Raw genomic sequence first — 18073 nt, forward strand, 5'->3', positions numbered from 1 at the left:
ACAAAACGCCTCCACAGAGGAGGCGTTGCGACTGAAACAGGGTGGTTCCCGTTACATGGCATTCGTCGATTCGAAGATCTTGTCGGCCGAGGCCTCGACAAAGCCCGGATAGAGCACGCCATCTGGCTGCGGGTAGCGCAGGGCAAACTCGTAGAAGCAGCTCGGGATGCTACGCACCCCATCGCTGAACGGCACCTCGGCTTTGTCGGCCATGGTGGAGGATTGCTCCAGCATCACCTGCGGGTCTCCCTTCACCTCGCCACCCACGCTGTTGAGGACAAAACCCGCCGCCTTCAGCGCCGCATTGACCTGATGGATGGTGTCGAAATCCTTCAGCTTGTTGATATTGACCGTGAAGTGGTTGGCACGATAGCCCCATGCCGCCATCCAGGCCGCGTACTCGCTCTCCGCCAGCAGGGTCTGGTAATCAGCATAAGAGACCTGCCAGGGGGCACCGGTGTAGAGAAATGCCGGGGTATCGGTCAGATGATCGGGCACCTGATCCGCCAGCTTGTGGATGATGGCCTGCGCGCCTGCGGAGAGCTCTTCGACCTTCAGCTCGCTGATAAACACCTTGGGGGCGTCCGGATCCTGATGCTCGAAGTGCTTGGCGTAGAGTTTCTTGGCCTTGAAGACGTACTCGCCCTTCTGCTCGTAACCGAGCGCCAGGAAGTGGGCGGCCAGCTTCTCCAGCCCCAGCTTGGGCAGGTTGTAGGTACGAAACGCCACGTGATCATTGACGATGGGCTCGCCGCCACCCAGCAGGGTGTGCACCTTGAGGGCGCTCGGGGTCACCTTGATGTAGTTGTCCCACAGATGGCTGAACAGGGTGTCGATATCCTTTTGCATCTCTCTTTCCTTTGATTGCGGGTACAGATCGGGGCACCGCTGGATGCCCCGTGTCGTTATTAGAAGCGCAGGCCGGGCGACAGCTGATCCGGCATGGCGGCTTTGCTGTCTTCGACGGAGGCAACCGGGGATATGACACAGTCGTCGGCGGCGTTGAGCCATCTCTGCTGCATAGGCATCCCCATTTTCTCTTAAAACGTCAAGCCGGGAGACAACTGTTCCGGCATGGCGGCTTTGCTGTCTTCGACGGAGGCAACCGGATACGCACAGTAATCAGCGGCGTAGTAGGCGCTCGCTCTGTGGTTGCCGGAGGCACCCACGCCACCAAAGGGCGCGGCACTGGAGGCACCGGTGATGGGCTTGTTCCAGTTGACGATGCCGGCGCGGATCCGCTTGAAGAAGTGCTGCCAATCCGCCTCGTTATCACCCAGCAGACCGGCCGAGAGACCGTAACGGGTGGCGTTACCCTGATCGATGGCGGCATCGAAATCGTCGTAACGAATGAGCTGCAACAGCGGGCCGAAGTACTCTTCATCCGGCAGCGAGCTGACTGCCGTCACGTCGATGATGCCCGGAGAGACAAAGCCAGTGCCAGCCTCCAGGTGCTTGAGAGTGAGCAGGCTTTCGCCGCCCAGCTGTTGCAGATTGGCTTGTGCCTCGACCATACCGAGCGCGGCCCGTTCGCTTATCATCGAGCCCATGAAAGGCTGCTCGGCGGCGTCATAGAGGCCGACCTTGATCTGGCTGACCACCTCGACCAGTCGCTTGACCAGGGCATCGCCGCGCTCGCCGCGTTCGACAAACAGACGGCGGGAGCAGGTGCAGCGCTGACCGGAGGTGATGAAGGCGGACTGGACGATGGCATGCCCCGCGCCGTCGATGTCGCTCACGTCTTTCACGATCAGCGGGTTGTTGCCGCCCATCTCCAGCGCCAGAATTTTGCCCGGCTGACCGGCAAACTGCTGATGAAGGAAATGGCCGGTGCGGGACGAACCGGTGAAGAAGAGGCCGTCTATATCTGGGTTTCCTGCCAGCGCCTTGCCGGTCTCGACCTCCCCTTGCACCAGATTGAGCACGCCCTTGGGCAGCCCGGCCTCCTGCCACACCTTGACCATGGCTTCGGCCACCATGGGGGTCAGCTCGGAGGGTTTGAACACCACGGCGTTACCCGCAATCAGCGCAGGTACGATATGGCCGTTGGGCAGATGGCCCGGGAAGTTGTAAGGGCCGAACACCGCCACCACGCCGTGAGGCTTGTGACGGACAAACGCCTTGGCACCCGGCATGGCATTTTCAACGGTGCCGGTACGCTCGTCATGCGCCCGGATGGAGATGGCAATCTTGCCCTGCATGGCCGCCACTTCGGTGCGGGTCTCCCACAGCGGCTTGCCGGTTTCACGGGCGATAGTCAGCGCCAGCGCCTCCTTCTGCTCGCCGAGCAGATCGGCATAACGGCGCACTATGGCCAGGCGATCCTCAAGGCTCATGTCCGCCCAATGGTAGAAGGCAACACGGGCGGCCTTGACGGCAGCATCCACCTGCGCCGCGCTGGCGGCAGCCCCCTGCCAGATCACCTCGTTCTTGGCCGGATCGGTTGACTCGAACGGCTTGCCTTCACCGGCAAGCCACTGACCGTCGATAAATTGCACTGACTGGCTCATCCATTCACTCCCTGTCGCTGGCAGGCAGCCTCGGCTGCCTGTCTGATAATCGGTTTGCTTGTCCTGTTTGCCTCAGTCGAGGTCAACCACCCGTACCATGTCGCCATCCTGCACCTTGAGTGCCGCCGCCATCTTGGGCGGAATGATGGCTTCGTGCTTGTCGAGATCGACCCGGATATTGCCGTAGCAGGCGCGGTAATGTTCGAAACGGCTGTTGCAGAGCAGGTGGGTCTTGCCACCGATGGGCTCGCCCACCAGCACCCGCAGCTTCTTGCTGCGGCGCACGCTGCGGATATTCTTCACGTCACACTCGACGGTGGGGCCCGCATCGAAGATATCGACATAGCCACGGTTCACGAAGCCCTCGTCCTGCAACATCTTGATGGCGGGACGGGTCTTCTCGTGGGTCTGGCCGATAACGGCCCGCGCCTCTTTGCTCAGCAAATTGACGTAGATGGGGTACTTGGGCATCAGCTCGGCGATAAAGCGCTTCTTGCCGATACCGGTCAGATAGTCGACGGTAGGGAAATCCATCGAGAAGAAGTGGGTTTGCAGCCACTCGTAGAAGGGGCTGTGACCATCGGCATCGGAGACGCCACGCATCTCGGCGAAGACGGTCTCGTCAAACAGCTCGGGGTGCTCGGCCATAAACAGAAAGCGGTGCTTGGAGAGCAGGCGGCCGTTGAGCCCCTCGCGGGCACATTCGCGCAAGAACAGGGTGCAGAGCTCGGAGTTGCCGGTGTAGTCGTTAGAGAGGGTGAGGGTTTCAACGACGTTGTAGATGCCGAGCTTGGGTGAAGAGTGCACCACCTTGCCGATGTGGTAGTTGTAAAACGGCTGGGAGAGGCCAACCGCGGCATCGATGGCACAGGTGCCCACCATCTCGCCGGTCTCCAGATCCTCGGCCACGAAGAAGTAGAGGCAGTCCCCCTTGCCAGCGGGCTTGTCGGAAAAAGTCTGGGTAGAGGCGTCAATCTTGCGCTGCAGCAGCTCATCGTTGACGGGCAACGAGGTCATGCCGGTGCCGGACTCGATGGCGCAGGTCTTGAGCCCGGCAAAATCTTTTTGCTCGATGGGACGGATAACCAACATAAATGACAACTCCCTTTCATTGACGACAGGTGGGGTCCCGGCTCCTGCCGGGAGAGCTCCCCACCTCAATTTGGAATCAGGCGTTAACCACCTGGGCAACCGCCTTCTCGAAGCGAGCCAACCCTTCCTTGATGTCCGCTTCCGGGATCACCAGTGAAGGGGCAAAACGAACCACGTTGGTACCGGCCACCAGTGCCATCAATCCCTGATCGATAGAGGCCAGCAGGAAGTCGCGCGAGCGCCCCTTGTAGTCGTCGTTCAGCACAGCCCCCAGCAGCAGACCCTTGCCACGCACTTCGCTGAAGCAGTGGTATTTGGCGTTGATCGCCTCGAGTCCGTCGCGGAACAGCTGTTCGCGCTGCTTGATGCCGCTCAGCACTTCGGGGGTATTGATCACGTCGATCACCGCCTCGGCGACCGCACAGGCCAGCGGGTTGCCGCCGTAGGTAGAGCCGTGAGTGCCCACTTTCAGGTAAGCCGCGATCTCGTCGGTGGTCAGCATGGCGCCGATGGGGAAACCGCCCCCCAGTGCCTTGGCGCTGGTGAGGATGTCCGGCGTAACGCCGAGCCCCATATAGGCGTAGAGATCACCGGTACGGCCGACCCCGGACTGCACTTCGTCATACACCAGCAGGGCATTGTGTTTGTCGCACAGCTCGCGCACCCCTTTGGCAAACTCGTCGGTAGGACGAATGATGCCGCCCTCGCCCTGCAGCGGCTCCATCACCACGGCACAAGTGTTGTCGGAAATCACAGCGGCCAGTGCCGCCAGATCGTTGTAGGGCACATGGGTGATATCACCGGGCTTGGGACCGAAGCCATCGGAGTAGGCAGCCTGGCCACCCACGCTGACGGTAAAGAAGGTGCGACCGTGGAAGCCCTGATTGAAAGCGATGATCTGGGTCTTCTGCTCGCCAAACTTCTCGATGGCGTAGCGGCGGGCCAGCTTGAGGGCCGCTTCGTTCGCTTCGGCGCCGGAGTTGCAGAAGTAGACCTTGTCGGCGAAGGTGGCGGCGACCAGTTTCCTGGCCAGGCGCAGGGCCGGCTCGTTAGTCATCACGTTGGAGAGGTGCCACAGCTTTTCGCCTTGGGTTTTCAGCGCCTCGACCAGCTTGGGATGACAGTGGCCCAGGCCGTTAACGGCGATGCCACCGGCGAAGTCGATATACTCGCGCCCTTCCTGATCCCAGACACGTGACCCTTCACCACGCACCGGGATGATCTTGGCGGGCGCATAGTTGGGAACCATCACTTCATCAAACACTTCACGTGTCACTGCCAACAACTCTGACATATAGCTCTCCTTCGATTCGGCGACAGAATAATCCACCACCCAAAAGTTAAATCCGTGTAAACGTGACGGGATTATCACAGAAATAAAGTAAAAAGTCTGTAACAATACGGCCTATGAGGAACAATGTTCGATTGACCTTGAGATTTTAGGCAACCGCATTGCATAACGACTCAGGGGGGCTTGGCAAGAGATAATTTGGGCAGGAGAGGGGGTGAATAAAGTGTCAGGGAAATTTTTTTTGCCTTCTCTCGAACTTGAGAAGGCGATCACAACTTTTTATGTACGCGCCAGAAAATTGGCCAGCAACTGATGGCCCTGCTCGCTCAAAATACTCTCCGGATGGAACTGAACCCCTTCGACAGGAAGTGTCTTGTGGCGCAGCCCCATGATCTCGTCAAACGCGCCATCGGCATGCTCGCTCCAGGCGGTGATCTCGAAGCATTCGGGCAGCGTGTCGCGCTCCACCACCAGCGAGTGGTAACGGGTCACCCGCAGCGGGTTGTTGAGCCCCTTGAATACCCCCTCATCCCGATGGCGGATGAGCGAGGTTTTGCCGTGCATCACCTGACGGGCACGCACTACGCGGGCACCGAAGGCTTGCGCCAGCGACTGATGACCGAGACAGACACCGAGAATGGGCAACTTGCCAGCGAAGTGGCGAATGGCGTCGAGGGAGATCCCCGCCTCATTGGGCGTGCAAGGTCCCGGGGATATAACCAAATAACGAGGAGATAGCTGCGCTATGGTATCCAGCGTCAGTTCATCATTACGCCTGACCACAACCTCTTGTCCTAGGGCACCGAAATATTGCACCAGGTTCCAGGTAAAAGAGTCGTAGTTATCGATCAACAACAGCATGAGATAACCAACAGCGGAGAATTAACGATCGAGATAACGACCCTGTTCCATTTCCCGTTCACGCTGACACTCGGCCAGATAGATGGCAGCAGCAACGGCAGGGGTTTTATGGTGCTTGTCGATGGCATTGGAGACCATCAACTGCAGGGTATTGAGGTTTTTCGCCTTGCGAAATTTACGTAGCCAGTGACCTTTGTCACTCAGCTCTTCAGCAGAAATAGTTGGTTGAACAGACATGCTTTCTCTTGGGGATATTACCCACGGTGAAATAAATAAATTAAACAAATAGCCGGTCAGAAAATAAAGAAAGCCAGGCAAATACCCAGCTCTCTTCTACTACACCTTCCCAGTATGTCAGGCTCGAGGAACGAAGCCGACTACATCATATACGCTGGTCAGGGTTTTTTCAGCTCTTTCGCGCGCCTTTTGTGCCCCTTCGGCCAGAATCGCGATCAGATGGGCCTCATCCTGACGCAACTCATGGAAACGCGCCTGGATCGGTTCCAGCAGCGCGACCACGGCTTCGGCGGTCTCGGTCTTGAGGTGACCATACATCTTGCCTTCGAAGTGCTGCTCCAGCTCGGGGATGGAGCGGCCGGTCACGCCGGACATCAGGGTCAGCAGGTTGGAAACACCCGGTTTGTTTTCCGGATCGAACCGCACCACTGCCGGCTCGTCGGAGTCGGTCACCGCACGCTTGATCTTCTTGACGATCTGCTTGGGATCTTCCAGCAGGCCGATGAAGTTGGCCTCGTTGTCATCCGATTTGGACATCTTCTTGGTCGGATCCTGCAGGCTCATTACCCGCGCCCCTTCGGTCGGAATGAAGGGCTCCGGCAGGGTGAACACCTCACCATAGAGGTTGTTGAAACGGGTGCAGATGTCGCGGGTCAGCTCCAGATGCTGCTTCTGGTCGTTACCAACCGGCACCTGATTGGCCTGATAGAGCAGGATATCAGCGGCCATCAGCACCGGATAACCGAACAGGCCAACGTTGACGTTGTTCTCGAAACGGGCGGACTTGTCCTTGAACTGGGTCATGCGCGACAGCTCACCCATCTGGGTGTAGCAGTTGAGGATCCAGCCCAGCTCGGCGTGCTGCGGCACGTGAGACTGGATGAAGACGGTACTCTTCTTGGGATCGATACCGACCGCCAGATAGAGGGCAGCGGCATCCAGACAAGCCTTGCGCAGGGCAACCGGATCCTGACGGGTGGTGATGGCGTGCAGGTCGACGATGCAGTAGAGGCAGTCGAACTCATCCTGCATGTTGACCCACTGACGCAGGGCCCCCATGTAGTTGCCGATGGTCAGTTGGCCGGAGGGTTGAGCCCCGCTCAATACGATTGGTTTGGTCATGAGAGTGTTAATCCTTGTTATTCAGCCAGTCCCGCGGCGCGATTAGCTCAGCAGCGCATCGAGCTGGGAAAAATGTTCGAACACCCAGTCAGGCCGGGAGTCGGCGATGGGGCGGCCATAGTTGTAACCGTAGGTGAGCCCCACCACCTTCATGCCAGCCGCCTTGGCCGCCAGCACGTCATTTTCGGAGTCGCCCACCATCAGGGTGCGAGCCGGGCTCACCCCCAACTCCTGGCAGGCGTGTAGCAGCGGCTCCGGGCTCGGCTTCTTGACCGGCACGCAGTTGCCACCGAGCCAGAGCGCGAAACAATCGCTGATGCCAAGGGCATCGAGGATGGGTGCCACGAAATCGCTCGGCTTGTTGGTAACGATCGCCTGCTTGTAACCCAGGGTTTGCAGGCGACGCAGACTCTGCGCCACCCCGTCATACATCGCCAGCCCTTGCAGCAGGCAGGCGTTGTAGTGCTGGAAAAAGATCGGTCGGGCCTTGGCAAACAGCTCGGGGTCGGCCTCGCGATAGGCGAGCGCCCGCTGGATCAGCTTGTCGGCCCCGTTGCCGACCCAGGTACGGATCACGGCTTCATCGGCCTGTGCCAGACCCAAATCGGTCAGCGTCAGATTGACCGCCAGCGCCAGCTGGGCGGCGCTGTCGATCAGGGTGCCGTCCAGATCGAACAGCACCAAATCAAATGCGCGCTCAGCGTGCGACATGAGCCAGCTCCGCACGCATTTTGTCGATCACCGCCTTGTAGTCAGGCTGGCTGAAAATGGCAGAGCCGGCGACAAACATGTCGGCGCCCGCTTCGGCGATTTCACGGATGTTGTCGACCTTGACCCCACCATCGATCTCGAGACGGATATCGCGGCCGCTCTCGTTGATCAGACGACGCACCTGACGCAGCTTGTCGAGGGTGCCGGGGATGAAGCTCTGGCCACCGAAGCCCGGGTTGACCGACATCAGCAGGATCACGTCCAGCTTGTCCATCACATACTCGAGGCAGGAGAGCGAGGTGGCCGGATTGAGCACCAGACCCGCCTGGCAGCCCATCTCCTTGATCAGGCCCAAAGAGCGGTCAACATGGTCGGACGCTTCCGGATGGAAGGTGATGAGGGAAGCACCGGCCTTGGCAAAATCGGGAATGATGCGATCCACCGGCTTGACCATCAGGTGCACGTCGATGGGGGCCTCGATACCGTAGTCGCGCAGCGCCTGACAGACCATGGGGCCAATAGTCAGGTTGGGGACATAGTGGTTGTCCATCACGTCGAAGTGAACCACGTCGGCACCGGCAGCCAGCACCTTGGCGACATCGTCACCCAGACGGGCAAAATCGGCAGAGAGGATCGAGGGGGCAATCAGAAAGTCTTTCATCAGCATCATCCATTGGCAGCCAGGGAGAAAAAGCGGCGCAATTTTAACGTAAAAGGCGGGCGAAAACGACTCGAATGCGGAGTAAATGGGGCAATCGCCTCCCCTCCCCCAGCCACCCGGGTTATGGAACATCGGCACGGGCGCGGGCTCGACCATAAAAAAATGGCGCCCCTGGGCGCCGTTTTGTCTGTTACGCCAGTGGCAGCAGCTCGCTGTCACTGGGGTAGTAGCCCTGCTCCGGCTCGATGCCGGGGGGATAGAGCGCCAGCAACTCGGCCACCTTGTTGCGGGTGCCGCCGTTGCGGCTGATGGTGCGCTTGACCAAAATCTCGTCGAGACGGGCGCCGCGATAGAGCTCGCGAGTCAGCTCGATATCGTGGTTGCTGATCAACACCGGCACCCCTTTGTGAGCGGCAGTGTGACGAGCCAATCGAGCCAGGATCGCCTGATCATCCAGGGTAAAACCACCGGAGGCATAGCTGGTAAAGCTGGCGGTCGTGGAGAGCGGCGCATAGGGAGGATCACAGTAGATGACCCAATCCTCTTCGGCCCGCTTGATGGCATCGGCGTAGCTCTCGCAGATAAAGGTCGCCTTCTGCGCCTTTTCGGCAAAGGCCCACAGCTCTTTTTCCGGGAAATAGGGCTTCTTGTAGGAACCGAACGGCACGTTGAAGCCGCCCTTCTTGTTGTAGCGGCACAGTCCGTTGAAACCATGACGGTTGAGAAACAGGAACAAGAGTGCCCGCTCGAAGGTGGTCTCGGTCTGATTGAACTGGGTGCGCAGCCGGTAATAGGCCGCCTTGTGGTTGTGCTCTGCCACAAACAGCTTGCGCGCCTCGGCAATGAAACTGTCCGGCGTCAGCTTGAGGTGGTTGTACAGGCAGATCAGATCCGGATTGATGTCGTTGAGCACATACGCGTCGTAGTCGGTGTTGAGAAACACTGACCCGGCCCCGACGAAGGGCTCCAGCAACACACGCCCGGCCGGCAGGCGCTCGGCAATCTCTTCAACCAGGGAGTATTTTCCCCCGGCCCATTTTAAAAAAGCGCGTGTTTTTTTCATGGAAATCCGGTGTGTAAGAAGGCAAGACCCAAAAAGGGGGACGATTCTACCCCCTTATCCGGTATCAAGGCTATTGCTTCAGCTCTTTTTGTACCTGTGCAAACGACTTGGGCCAGGGCTGACCTTTCAGCAAGGCTGGCGAGAGCTTGCGAATGGCACTCTTGGCCTGGGTCAGACCGGCATAATCCCCTTGCAGCACCACATACCAGGGGCTGCCACGGAATTTGGTCTGATAGACCCATACCTTGCCCGCCAGACCATGCTCGGCAATAAATTGATCCACCGCCTTGGTGTTGCTCGCCCCCATCAGCTGAACGCTGTAGTGGTTGCGCGGCTTCTTGTTCAAGGTGGCGACCGGTGTTAGGGCCACCTTGGGTGCAGGCGCGGCAACCGGCTCGTTGCTGGCGGTTTTGGTGGTAGCCGCAGGCGTTGGGGTTGTCACCGGGCTCTGTGCCTTGCTGGTGCTGGCTGGCGCTGTAGTTGCGACGGCGCCACTGGGGGCTGTGCCACTCGGGTTCTTGCCGGTCAGCTCGTCCACCACGTCAGTAGGCAGTGCGCCGCTCACCTTGGGTTCGGTCATCAGCTTTTGCACGACCTCGTCAGAGATCACCACCCGACGCCCTTCGTAATTGGTGGATTCGGTGGTCACTGTTTCGCTCTCCACCGATTTGGGCAGCACTTTTGCTTCCGGCTGCCAATCCTTCACCACCCCGTTGGGATTGCTGGCGGCATTGCTGTCTTGTGCGCCTTGTGCAGCGGCATCGGTATTCGAACCGCCTGCGGTGAGGGGATCGCCTCCCACTACCGGGATCGGCAATGCCGTGTTCTGCACCGGATCCTGCAGCGCAGGTTTGCTTTCATTGTCAAACAGCGCAGGCAGCAGGTAGCTCATCGCCAGCAGGCCGCCAGCGACCAGCGCGATAGCGGTGGCAATCTTCTTGACAGGCAACTCCGCCTGACGCTTCTTGGGCCTTCTGTCGGTCATGATATCCTCCAGTAACTGCATGATGGTGGACGGATGTCCGTTCGCCGTTTTCAGGATCTCCTCCACTTGCGGCTTGGGCAAGAGGGTCGCCGGGATCTTGAGCGCTTTGGCTTTCTCATACAAGAAGATGCGCTGCTCGGGCGGGCTCAGGGGCGGCACTTCCAGCTCCAGGGCTGGCATGGCGCGCCCTTTCAGCTGCGGTCGTTGGGTACGACACCAGACGTCACTGCCCGAGACGATAATGGCCAGCTGATGGGGCGCCGCCAAGGTATCGTTATGACGGATGATCGCCCACAACTCTCCCAACAACTCGGCTGGTAACTGGTCCGCCCGCTCGATCATCAGCAGCAGGGTGGCAGGCTTGCTCCCCTCCAGCATGCGAAAGAAGCTCTCCGCCAGCGCATCCTGTGGATTGAACAGCGGCCGCGCCACCACCTGTGGCAGCAACAGCTGGCGCACATCCACCATCTTCATGGCAGGCGTGCCGATGAGGCTCACCACCCGCACTTTTTCCGGCAACACGCCGAGCAGGGATTCGCACAGCGTACCGCGACCACAACCGGGTTTGCCGGAGAGAAAAACGAAAGGGTGATTGAATTCAATCAGATGCAGCAGCCGGTCAACCAGCTGCCGCTGGGAAGGAAGTTTTAGCAGTTTATTTGTCACGACCAGACTCGATCACCGCCAGAAACTCAGCATCGGACACATCCCCCACCACCTGCGCATGGCCGATGCCAACCGGCAACACCAGACGCAACTTGCCTTCCAGCACCTTCTTGTCACGGCGCATATGGCGAATAAAGGCGGAAAAATCCATCTCGGCAGGAGCATGAATGGGCAGATTGGCAGCCAGCAGCAGGGCGCGCACGCGCGCAACGTCCGCTTCGCTCATCTCGCCACGGGCCTGCGCAGTCCAGGCAGCCAGCATGGTGCCGGCGGATACCGCTTCACCGTGCAGCCAGTTACCATAACCCTGCTCGGCCTCGATGGCATGACCAAAGGTGTGGCCCAGATTGAGCAGCGCACGGACGCCGTGCTCGGTCTCATCCTGACCGACCACATCGGCTTTGATCTCGCAGCAGCGTTTGATGGCGTAGGCCAGCTCGGCGGGTTCCAGCTGTTGCAGACGCACCATGTTCTGCTCCAGCCAGCTGAAGAAATCAGCATCCCAAATGATGCCGTACTTGATCACCTCGGCCATCCCTGCGGCAAATTCGCGGGCAGGCAAGGTACTCAGACATTCGGTATCGATAACAACCTGTTTGGGCTGATAAAAAGCCCCAATCATGTTCTTGCCGAGGGGGTGGTTGACAGCGGTTTTACCGCCGACAGAGGAGTCAACCTGGGAGAGCAGGGTGGTCGGGATCTGGATAAAAGGAATGCCACGTTGATAGCTTGCTGCCGCAAAGCCCACCAGATCCCCAATCACGCCGCCCCCCAGAGCGATCAGTGTCGTATCGCGCCCATGGTTGGTCTCAAGCAGAGCAGACATGATCTGCTCAAAGGTCGCCAGGTTCTTGTATGCCTCGCCATCAGGCAGGATCAGGTGTTCAACCTGAAAACCCGACAGCAGGACCGTTACCCGTTCAAGATAGAGCGGAGCAACGACCGTGTTGGTCACGATCATCACCCGCTTGCCCTTGATGGTCGATACCAGCGCCTCGGGGCGCTGCAACAACCCGGCAGCTATCTCGATGGGATAGCTGCGTTCACCCAGTTCGACCTTCAACCGTTCCATGGACGTCCTCTAGATTACATACCGATCAGCTTTACAATTTGATTGGCAACGATTTTTGCGCTCTGGTCATCGGTATGCACAACAAAGTCTGCAACCTCTTCATACAGGGCATTGCGCTCTTGTGCCAGACGTTCCAGCACTTCGCGTGCCGGTTCTTCGGTCTGTAGCAGAGGGCGGCGTTTGTCTCGCTGTGTGCGCGCCAGCTGCTTTTCAATAGTGGTTTCGAGGTAGACCACGATGCCACGAGCAGACAACTTGTTGCGGGTTTCGCGACTCTTGATGGCACCGCCACCCGTCGCCAGCACGATACCCTGCTGCTCTGACAATTCGCCGATCACCTTCTCTTCGCGAATCCGGAAACCTTCTTCGCCTTCAACATCGAACACCCAGCCGATATCAGCACCACTGCGGCGCTCAATCTCATGATCTGAGTCGAAAAACTCCATGTGCAGTTGTTCTGCCAGATGTCTACCTATGGTGCTCTTGCCCGCACCCATGGGACCTATCAGGAAAATATTGCGTTTCTCAGCCATGTCTTTTCGTTAGTAATTACAAACTGTACGACCCCGATGAATACTGGATCGGGGTACCTATGAACCTTATCTTGCGATGGATCAGGAGGGGGATTATCTCAATAGATATCGGGACTGGCAACCGCAGCCCTTACGCCCCAGCCTCATTGGGGCGTAAGGTTATATGTGTTTTACCCTTACATGTAAAGCATTCAGAAGGCGTCGGTGACAATCTTGGGCGTCACAAAAATCAGCAATTCCCGCTTTTTGTTCTCGCTGGTGGTCTTGCGGAACAAGGCCCCCAATCCGGGAATATCACCAAGCAGCGGCACCTTGGTTACATCGCTCTTGATGGTCTGCTGATAGATACCGCCGAGCACCAGCGTCTCGCCATTGTTCACCAACACCTGGGTGGTGATGGACTGGGCGTTGATGGAAACCGCATCCCCAGTACCGGTCGGTACCGTTTCACCCTTGGTATCCTGGGTCACGGTCAGATCGAGAATAACCCGATTATCTGGCGTGATCTGCGGGGTAACCTTCAGACTCAACACCGCCTTCTTGAAGGTGACCGAGGTGGCCCCGCTGGAAGAGGACTCCACATAGGGGATCTCGGTACCCTGCTCGATCAGTGCCGGTTTCTGGTTCGCCGTGGTCACCCGTGGACTGGCGATAATCTCGGCCTTGCTCTCTTTTTCCAGCGCCGACAACTCGAGATCCAGCAGGGTACCATCGGCCAGACGGGCAACCTGGAAGGCCAAAGTACCGGCCGCATTGGTCACCGGCAGATTGACGTTCATCCGGTCATCCACTGTCGGCTTGGTGATTGTTGAACCACCATTGTTGTTACCAGAGCCGTCATTACCCTCGATAGAGCCGGATGTACTGTTGCCATGGCCATCGTTCTTGGTCACCCCCCAACGCACCCCGAGCGCTTCATCAAAACCGTCATCAATGGTCACCATCCGCGCCTCGATAACCACCTGCTTGACCGGAATATCGAGGATATCGAGCATCCGCTTGATGCTGCTGATGACATCGGCGGTATCTTTGACCACCAACACGTTGGTGCGCTCATCCACGCTCACAGCACCACGGGGTGACAGCAACTTGGTACTTTCTGAAGAGAGCAGGGCCGCTACTTCCGACGCCTTGGCATAGTTGATCTGCAGATATTCGGTATAGAGCTGTGCCAAATCAGCAACCTGATTGCGGCTCTCCAGCTGCTGTTTCTCGCGGGCTGCAATTTCCTCGGCCGGTGCCACCAGCAGAATGTTGTTGTCCAGTCGTTTGTCCAGCCCACGCACCTTCAAAATGATGTCGAGCGCCTGCTCCCATGGCACCCCATCCAGACGCAACGTAATATTGCCCGCCACCGAATCTGTGGTCACCAGGTTGAGATTGTTGAAGTCAGCGATCAGCTGCAGCACTGTACGTACAGGAATGTCCTGGAAGTTCAATGAGATGGGTTTACCCTGATACTGCTTGGATGCAGTGGCAGTCGTCCGCTTTTTCACCTCGATAATGAAGAGCTTGTCGGCCTGATCGTAACGGTAATCAAACTGACCATTGATCGACAGCTCAAACAGGGTATCGCTCCCCTGCCGGGAGACTTCAACCTGAGAGACCGGCGTTGCAAAATCCTGCACATTGATCAGATTAAGCAAGCCATCCGGCACCCGAGTACCATGGAACTTGGCCAGAACGGTCTGGCCGCGACTGCTCACATCGACGGCGGCCGAGCTGTTATCCAGCGTGACCAGAAATTCCCCCTGACCATCTTTGCCACGACGAAAATCCACACCGGTAACCGAATTGAAATAGGCGCCGCCCCCACTGCTCTGATAGTTGTTGAGCACCGGCTTGCTGGCTGGCTGTGCTGCTACAGGCGCTGTCACGGGCGCAACAGGCATCGACCGGGCAACGACCTGAGGATTGAGCAACGCCGAGGGGGAGGTGGTAGCCACCATCGCAGAGGGTGCTGACACCGGGGTAGCCGAGGTAGCGGGTGCAATCAGGGCGCTCTCACCATTGATGAGCCCGGAGGACGCCCCCTCACCCAATGACACCAGCAATTTGTTACCCTGTTGCTGTACCTGATAGGGAGCCAGCTGATCGAGCGCGATCTTGATATCCAGACCGGCACCCTTGCCTTCCACCTTGATATTATCCACCCCCTGGCGCTGGATAGGCAGCGGGTTGACCTTGAGCGCCCCCACCGCACCGGGAACATGCAACAGCAGTTGATTGGGTTGATAAGAGAGACGATCAGTAAAGCCGGTGACCGGCTCACTGAAACTGAGCTCCACCAGCAGTTGATCAGCAAGCAGAGGATTAACCTTGATCTCCTGCAGGGTTGCCACTGCCCACGCCTGACTGACGGCGCTGGCGCAAAACAGCAAAGCCACTTTGGTTACACGCTCGATTGTTGTTCTCATTGCTGTTCGTCCCTGATTATTGTTTTTCTTGCACATTGGCCATCGCCAACTGGGTTTCTCTTGTTACCCAGCACCCCTTCCCGTCCGGAATGGTTTCCAGCAAGTCCACTGCAGTGTCGGTAATCTTGATGACCCGCCCCTGATCAAGCCCCATATACTGATTGAGACCAACCCGCATCGATTTGCCATCCGGGGTACTGATCAGTGCCCATAACTGCCCCGCCTTTCCCAAAGAGCCATGCATCGACAGACTGGCCAGCGAATAATTTTCCAGTACCTCTTTCTCCCGGTCCATCAAGGTCTGAGCACAATCCGGCTGAACCTTGGCACTGCTGGTACTTCCGACCGCCGCCTCGGGCTGGGGAATCATAAAGGGGCTGCGCAACTCCCGCTGCTGGTAGTGCATGGGGGCAAAAGGCTTCAGCTCGGGCAAGGGCTCGATAGGTACGGGAGGCCTTGCCTTGGTCTCGGCGACATAGCTATCCATGTCCTCCTGGCCACCACAAGCCGCCAGCAAGAGGGCAGGTAACAACCAGCAGATGCGTCTCATTGTTTCGACTCCACTGTTTTACCGTTGTACTTGTAGGTCTTGGCCAGCATCGACATCGAAATCAGATCTCCTGCATCCTTGCTCTGACCCAAGGTAAAGGAGTCAAGGATGACGATACGGGGCAAGGCAGCCATATCAGCGGTAAACTTGCCAATTTCATGGTAAGTACCCACGACTTCGATACGCATCGGAAGTTCGGTCGAAAACTCGTGCTTGAGCTCGGGTTCCCAGTTTATCCGGTTCAATTTCAGGCCGTTGTCGGTTGCAATAAAGCTGATATCGTCCAGCAGACCGGCGACTTCATGGGTATTGGGCAACTGCTTGAGCTGGGTATCAACCAGTTGCTCAAGCTGGACCATTTGCGCCTTGTATGCCCCCAAGTTGGCTGCCAGCATCGCCTTGCTTTCAAACTGGGCTTTCAGCTCGGTCTCCTTCCCCACTTCCTGGGTCAAATTGGTCAGGGAATTGGCAATCACATAGTAATAGATGGCACCACCGGTCAACACACAGCAGAGAAGGATGAAGATCCCTTTTGCCCATTTTGGCCAGCTAGCTATGTCATTGATATCCAGCTCGTTGAGTTGCTGAAGGTTCATTTTTGCTCCTTGGCCACATTTCCGGTAGCCGCAGCATTATTGGCAATCAGGAACATCATGGAAAACTGGCTCAATGACACGGGCGCAACATCAGCTGCAAAAATAGTGCTTATCTTTGACTGGCCCAACCAACCGGAACCATCAATCCGCCGCATCATACTGGCCACCCGGCCATAGGCTTCGGTCTTGCCGTTTACATCAATAATATTGTTCTGCATCGCGAGGGTATTGAGGTACACCCCGTTGGGCACCAGTGAAGGCAGCTGGTTGAAGAGGCGAACGGGCACATTGCGGCGCATCTGTAATTGTTCGATAAGCTGCATCCGATCGATCAGCTCCTTGCGACGCTCCTTGAGCAGACGGATCTCCCCCAGTTGGGCATCCAGAATGGTCATCTCCTGAACCAGTCGCTGATTGCGTTGCTGCTGGGCGACGATTTGACGATCGACAAGCCAGTTGGCAAAAAATCCCAGTGCAACCGTGACCAGCACAAAAATCCCCAGCAAGGCCCCGAATTGTTTCTTTTGGCGCTGGGTTCGTGCTTCACGCCAGGGCAGAAGGTTTATATTTGACATGGTGTGAAACTCCTCAGAGCCAACCCGAATGCCGTCATATATTTAGCGCCATGTACCAGCTCGGCCTCCCCTTTCGGTTTGCCAAACAAGGCAAACAGATCCGGGTGCAACACCTCGCAATTGACCTCTTCTTTTACCTGTACCAACAGACCCGGCAGCAGACTGCCTCCCCCTGTCAGCACCAGTTTTGCAATGTCTCGATAACCGGATGAACTACAAAATAGCTGGATATTGCGCCGCACCTGCTGCAACAGCGAGTTGATGTGAGGCATCAGCACATCCAGCTCGTGGTCAACAGGCAAGGTACCTTTGGTTTTGGCCTGTTCCGCCTCATCCAGCGTCATGCCGTAAAAAGAGGAGAGCGCCTGGCTGTACTGATCGCCACCGAAGTTCTGCAAACGGGAGTAGACCACCTCCCCCTTGACCAGCGCGGCAAAGGTCATGGCGCTGGCACCGATGTCGATCACCCCGATCGGCCGTTCACTCTCTTGCAGCTCGGGCAGACAAGCCACTACGGCACGCCCCAGCGCATGGGCGCCCACATCAACCACCTTGACGGCAATACCGGCTTCGGCAAGGGCGCTTACCCGACCGTTGACACTCTCGGTACGGGCGGCACTGAGCAGGACATCCTGACGATCTTCGCTATTGCCGGTGCCCAGCACCTCGAAATCGAGGCTCACTTCATCGAGGGGGAAGGGAATGATCTGCTCGGCCTCCAGCTGCACCTGATTCTCCAGCTCCTTGTCGCTGAGGCGGGCATCAATCTGGATCACCTTGGTGATCACGTTGGAACCGGTCACTGCGGTAGCAGCATAGTCACTATGACTTGGAATAAGGCGCTTGAGGGTCTTGAGAGATTGGCTGACGCGCTCGATATCCTGTAATTGATAATCGACCAGCGTCCCTTTCGGGGTAGGGATATCGGCAACAGACTCCAGATGCAGCTTGCCGGGACGGCCACTGAGGGTAACGGCCTTGATGGTCTGGCTGCCGAAATCAATACCCACCAGAGGGAGGAGGGAACCCTTATTAAATAGCCCAAACATATACACATCCATGCGTTATTTGGTGTTATTCCTGAACTGAGTGTAGGACACCCAATCAGAGGAGTGCTTTACTCATCCTAAA

At 57.7% G+C, this 18073-nt stretch carries 18 protein-coding genes; all 18 read right to left on the reverse strand.

Translation table 11 applies throughout. The features are described 5' to 3' along the window. Positions 1 to 51: 51 nt before the first annotated feature. On the reverse strand, positions 52 to 849 hold the full coding sequence (locus I6G90_RS10565) for a DUF1338 domain-containing protein (RefSeq protein ID WP_197927403.1): 798 nt from the start codon (positions 847 to 849) through the stop codon (positions 52 to 54). Positions 850 to 1040: 191 nt separating this feature from the next. Further along, a complete protein-coding gene (gene astD / locus I6G90_RS10570; protein WP_197927404.1) occupies positions 1041 to 2510 on the reverse strand; it encodes a succinylglutamate-semialdehyde dehydrogenase in 1470 nt (489 codons plus the stop codon). A 72-nt stretch (positions 2511 to 2582) separates the two neighbouring features. Next, entirely contained in the window at positions 2583 to 3602 is a 1020-nt protein-coding gene (gene astA, locus I6G90_RS10575; protein ID WP_042658626.1) for an arginine N-succinyltransferase, read from the reverse strand. Positions 3603 to 3678: 76 nt separating this feature from the next. Continuing rightward, entirely contained in the window at positions 3679 to 4896 is a 1218-nt protein-coding gene (locus tag I6G90_RS10580) for an aspartate aminotransferase family protein (RefSeq protein ID WP_042063877.1), read from the reverse strand. Positions 4897 to 5172: 276 nt separating this feature from the next. Beyond that, positions 5173 to 5754, reverse strand: coding sequence for an aminodeoxychorismate synthase component II (locus tag I6G90_RS10585; protein ID WP_042063878.1), 582 nt, complete (start codon positions 5752 to 5754; stop codon positions 5173 to 5175). Between the two features lie 21 nt (positions 5755 to 5775). Then, entirely contained in the window at positions 5776 to 5991 is a 216-nt protein-coding gene (locus I6G90_RS10590) for a hypothetical protein (protein ID WP_033137571.1), read from the reverse strand. 117 nt (positions 5992 to 6108) lie between these two features. Beyond that, complete coding sequence (gene trpS / locus I6G90_RS10595) at positions 6109 to 7113, reverse strand: tryptophan--tRNA ligase (RefSeq protein WP_042063880.1); 1005 nt, start codon at positions 7111 to 7113, stop codon at positions 6109 to 6111. 42 nt (positions 7114 to 7155) lie between these two features. Next, positions 7156 to 7824 (reverse strand): phosphoglycolate phosphatase, encoded by a 669-nt coding sequence (locus I6G90_RS10600; RefSeq protein ID WP_042658622.1) that lies wholly within the window; start codon positions 7822 to 7824, stop codon positions 7156 to 7158. After that, on the reverse strand, positions 7811 to 8485 hold the full coding sequence (rpe, locus tag I6G90_RS10605; protein ID WP_197927405.1) for a ribulose-phosphate 3-epimerase: 675 nt from the start codon (positions 8483 to 8485) through the stop codon (positions 7811 to 7813). The genes I6G90_RS10600 and rpe overlap by 14 nt, the downstream gene beginning before the upstream one ends. Positions 8486 to 8675: 190 nt before the next feature. Beyond that, positions 8676 to 9548, reverse strand: coding sequence for a Dam family site-specific DNA-(adenine-N6)-methyltransferase (locus I6G90_RS10610; RefSeq protein ID WP_033137567.1), 873 nt, complete (start codon positions 9546 to 9548; stop codon positions 8676 to 8678). A 70-nt stretch (positions 9549 to 9618) separates the two neighbouring features. Then, positions 9619 to 11199, reverse strand: a complete 1581-nt coding sequence (locus tag I6G90_RS10615) for an SPOR domain-containing protein (protein WP_197927406.1) — start codon at positions 11197 to 11199, stop codon at positions 9619 to 9621. Next, on the reverse strand, positions 11189 to 12271 hold the full coding sequence (gene aroB / locus I6G90_RS10620; protein ID WP_197927407.1) for a 3-dehydroquinate synthase: 1083 nt from the start codon (positions 12269 to 12271) through the stop codon (positions 11189 to 11191). The genes I6G90_RS10615 and aroB overlap by 11 nt, the downstream gene beginning before the upstream one ends. Before the next feature lie 14 nt (positions 12272 to 12285). Next, entirely contained in the window at positions 12286 to 12804 is a 519-nt protein-coding gene (gene aroK, locus I6G90_RS10625; protein WP_005335014.1) for a shikimate kinase AroK, read from the reverse strand. A 191-nt stretch (positions 12805 to 12995) separates the two neighbouring features. Further along, positions 12996 to 15221, reverse strand: a complete 2226-nt coding sequence (gene pilQ / locus I6G90_RS10630; protein WP_197927408.1) for a type IV pilus secretin PilQ family protein — start codon at positions 15219 to 15221, stop codon at positions 12996 to 12998. Between the two features lie 16 nt (positions 15222 to 15237). Continuing rightward, complete coding sequence (locus I6G90_RS10635) at positions 15238 to 15771, reverse strand: pilus assembly protein PilP (RefSeq protein WP_042063889.1); 534 nt, start codon at positions 15769 to 15771, stop codon at positions 15238 to 15240. Beyond that, positions 15768 to 16367 (reverse strand): PilO family type IV pilus biogenesis protein TapO, encoded by a 600-nt coding sequence (gene tapO / locus I6G90_RS10640; protein WP_111805363.1) that lies wholly within the window; start codon positions 16365 to 16367, stop codon positions 15768 to 15770. Before tapO ends, I6G90_RS10635 begins: the two co-directional genes overlap by 4 nt. Then, a complete protein-coding gene (gene tapN, locus I6G90_RS10645) occupies positions 16364 to 16942 on the reverse strand; it encodes a PilN family type IV pilus biogenesis protein TapN (protein ID WP_197927410.1) in 579 nt (192 codons plus the stop codon). The genes tapO and tapN overlap by 4 nt, the downstream gene beginning before the upstream one ends. Beyond that, positions 16930 to 17991, reverse strand: a complete 1062-nt coding sequence (gene tapM / locus I6G90_RS10650) for a PilM family type IVa pilus assembly protein TapM (RefSeq protein ID WP_042063893.1) — start codon at positions 17989 to 17991, stop codon at positions 16930 to 16932. Before tapM ends, tapN begins: the two co-directional genes overlap by 13 nt. Between the last annotated feature and the right edge of the window lie 82 nt (positions 17992 to 18073).

This window comes from Aeromonas allosaccharophila (assembly GCF_016026615.1).
Lineage (GTDB): Bacteria > Pseudomonadota > Gammaproteobacteria > Enterobacterales > Aeromonadaceae > Aeromonas > Aeromonas allosaccharophila.

Bases quoted from the DNA above. Each gene is read 5' to 3' on its own strand.
- tapO (WP_111805363.1), bottom strand. From the start codon at position 16,367: ATGAACCTTCAGCAACTCAACGAGCTGGATATCAATGACATAGCTAGC.
- I6G90_RS10585 (WP_042063878.1), bottom strand. From the start codon at position 5,754: ATGCTGTTGTTGATCGATAACTACGACTCTTTTACCTGGAACCTGGTG.
- tapM (WP_042063893.1), bottom strand. From the start codon at position 17,991: ATGTTTGGGCTATTTAATAAGGGTTCCCTCCTCCCTCTGGTGGGTATT.
- I6G90_RS10600 (WP_042658622.1), bottom strand. From the start codon at position 7,824: ATGTCGCACGCTGAGCGCGCATTTGATTTGGTGCTGTTCGATCTGGAC.
- I6G90_RS10565 (WP_197927403.1), bottom strand. From the start codon at position 849: ATGCAAAAGGATATCGACACCCTGTTCAGCCATCTGTGGGACAACTAC.
- aroK (WP_005335014.1), bottom strand. From the start codon at position 12,804: ATGGCTGAGAAACGCAATATTTTCCTGATAGGTCCCATGGGTGCGGGC.
- pilQ (WP_197927408.1), bottom strand. From the start codon at position 15,221: ATGAGAACAACAATCGAGCGTGTAACCAAAGTGGCTTTGCTGTTTTGC.
- I6G90_RS10610 (WP_033137567.1), bottom strand. From the start codon at position 9,548: ATGAAAAAAACACGCGCTTTTTTAAAATGGGCCGGGGGAAAATACTCC.
- astA (WP_042658626.1), bottom strand. From the start codon at position 3,602: ATGTTGGTTATCCGTCCCATCGAGCAAAAAGATTTTGCCGGGCTCAAG.
- I6G90_RS10590 (WP_033137571.1), bottom strand. From the start codon at position 5,991: ATGTCTGTTCAACCAACTATTTCTGCTGAAGAGCTGAGTGACAAAGGT.
- trpS (WP_042063880.1), bottom strand. From the start codon at position 7,113: ATGACCAAACCAATCGTATTGAGCGGGGCTCAACCCTCCGGCCAACTG.
- I6G90_RS10580 (WP_042063877.1), bottom strand. From the start codon at position 4,896: ATGTCAGAGTTGTTGGCAGTGACACGTGAAGTGTTTGATGAAGTGATG.
- tapN (WP_197927410.1), bottom strand. From the start codon at position 16,942: ATGTCAAATATAAACCTTCTGCCCTGGCGTGAAGCACGAACCCAGCGC.
- astD (WP_197927404.1), bottom strand. From the start codon at position 2,510: ATGAGCCAGTCAGTGCAATTTATCGACGGTCAGTGGCTTGCCGGTGAA.
- rpe (WP_197927405.1), bottom strand. From the start codon at position 8,485: ATGAAAGACTTTCTGATTGCCCCCTCGATCCTCTCTGCCGATTTTGCC.
- aroB (WP_197927407.1), bottom strand. From the start codon at position 12,271: ATGGAACGGTTGAAGGTCGAACTGGGTGAACGCAGCTATCCCATCGAG.
- I6G90_RS10635 (WP_042063889.1), bottom strand. From the start codon at position 15,771: ATGAGACGCATCTGCTGGTTGTTACCTGCCCTCTTGCTGGCGGCTTGT.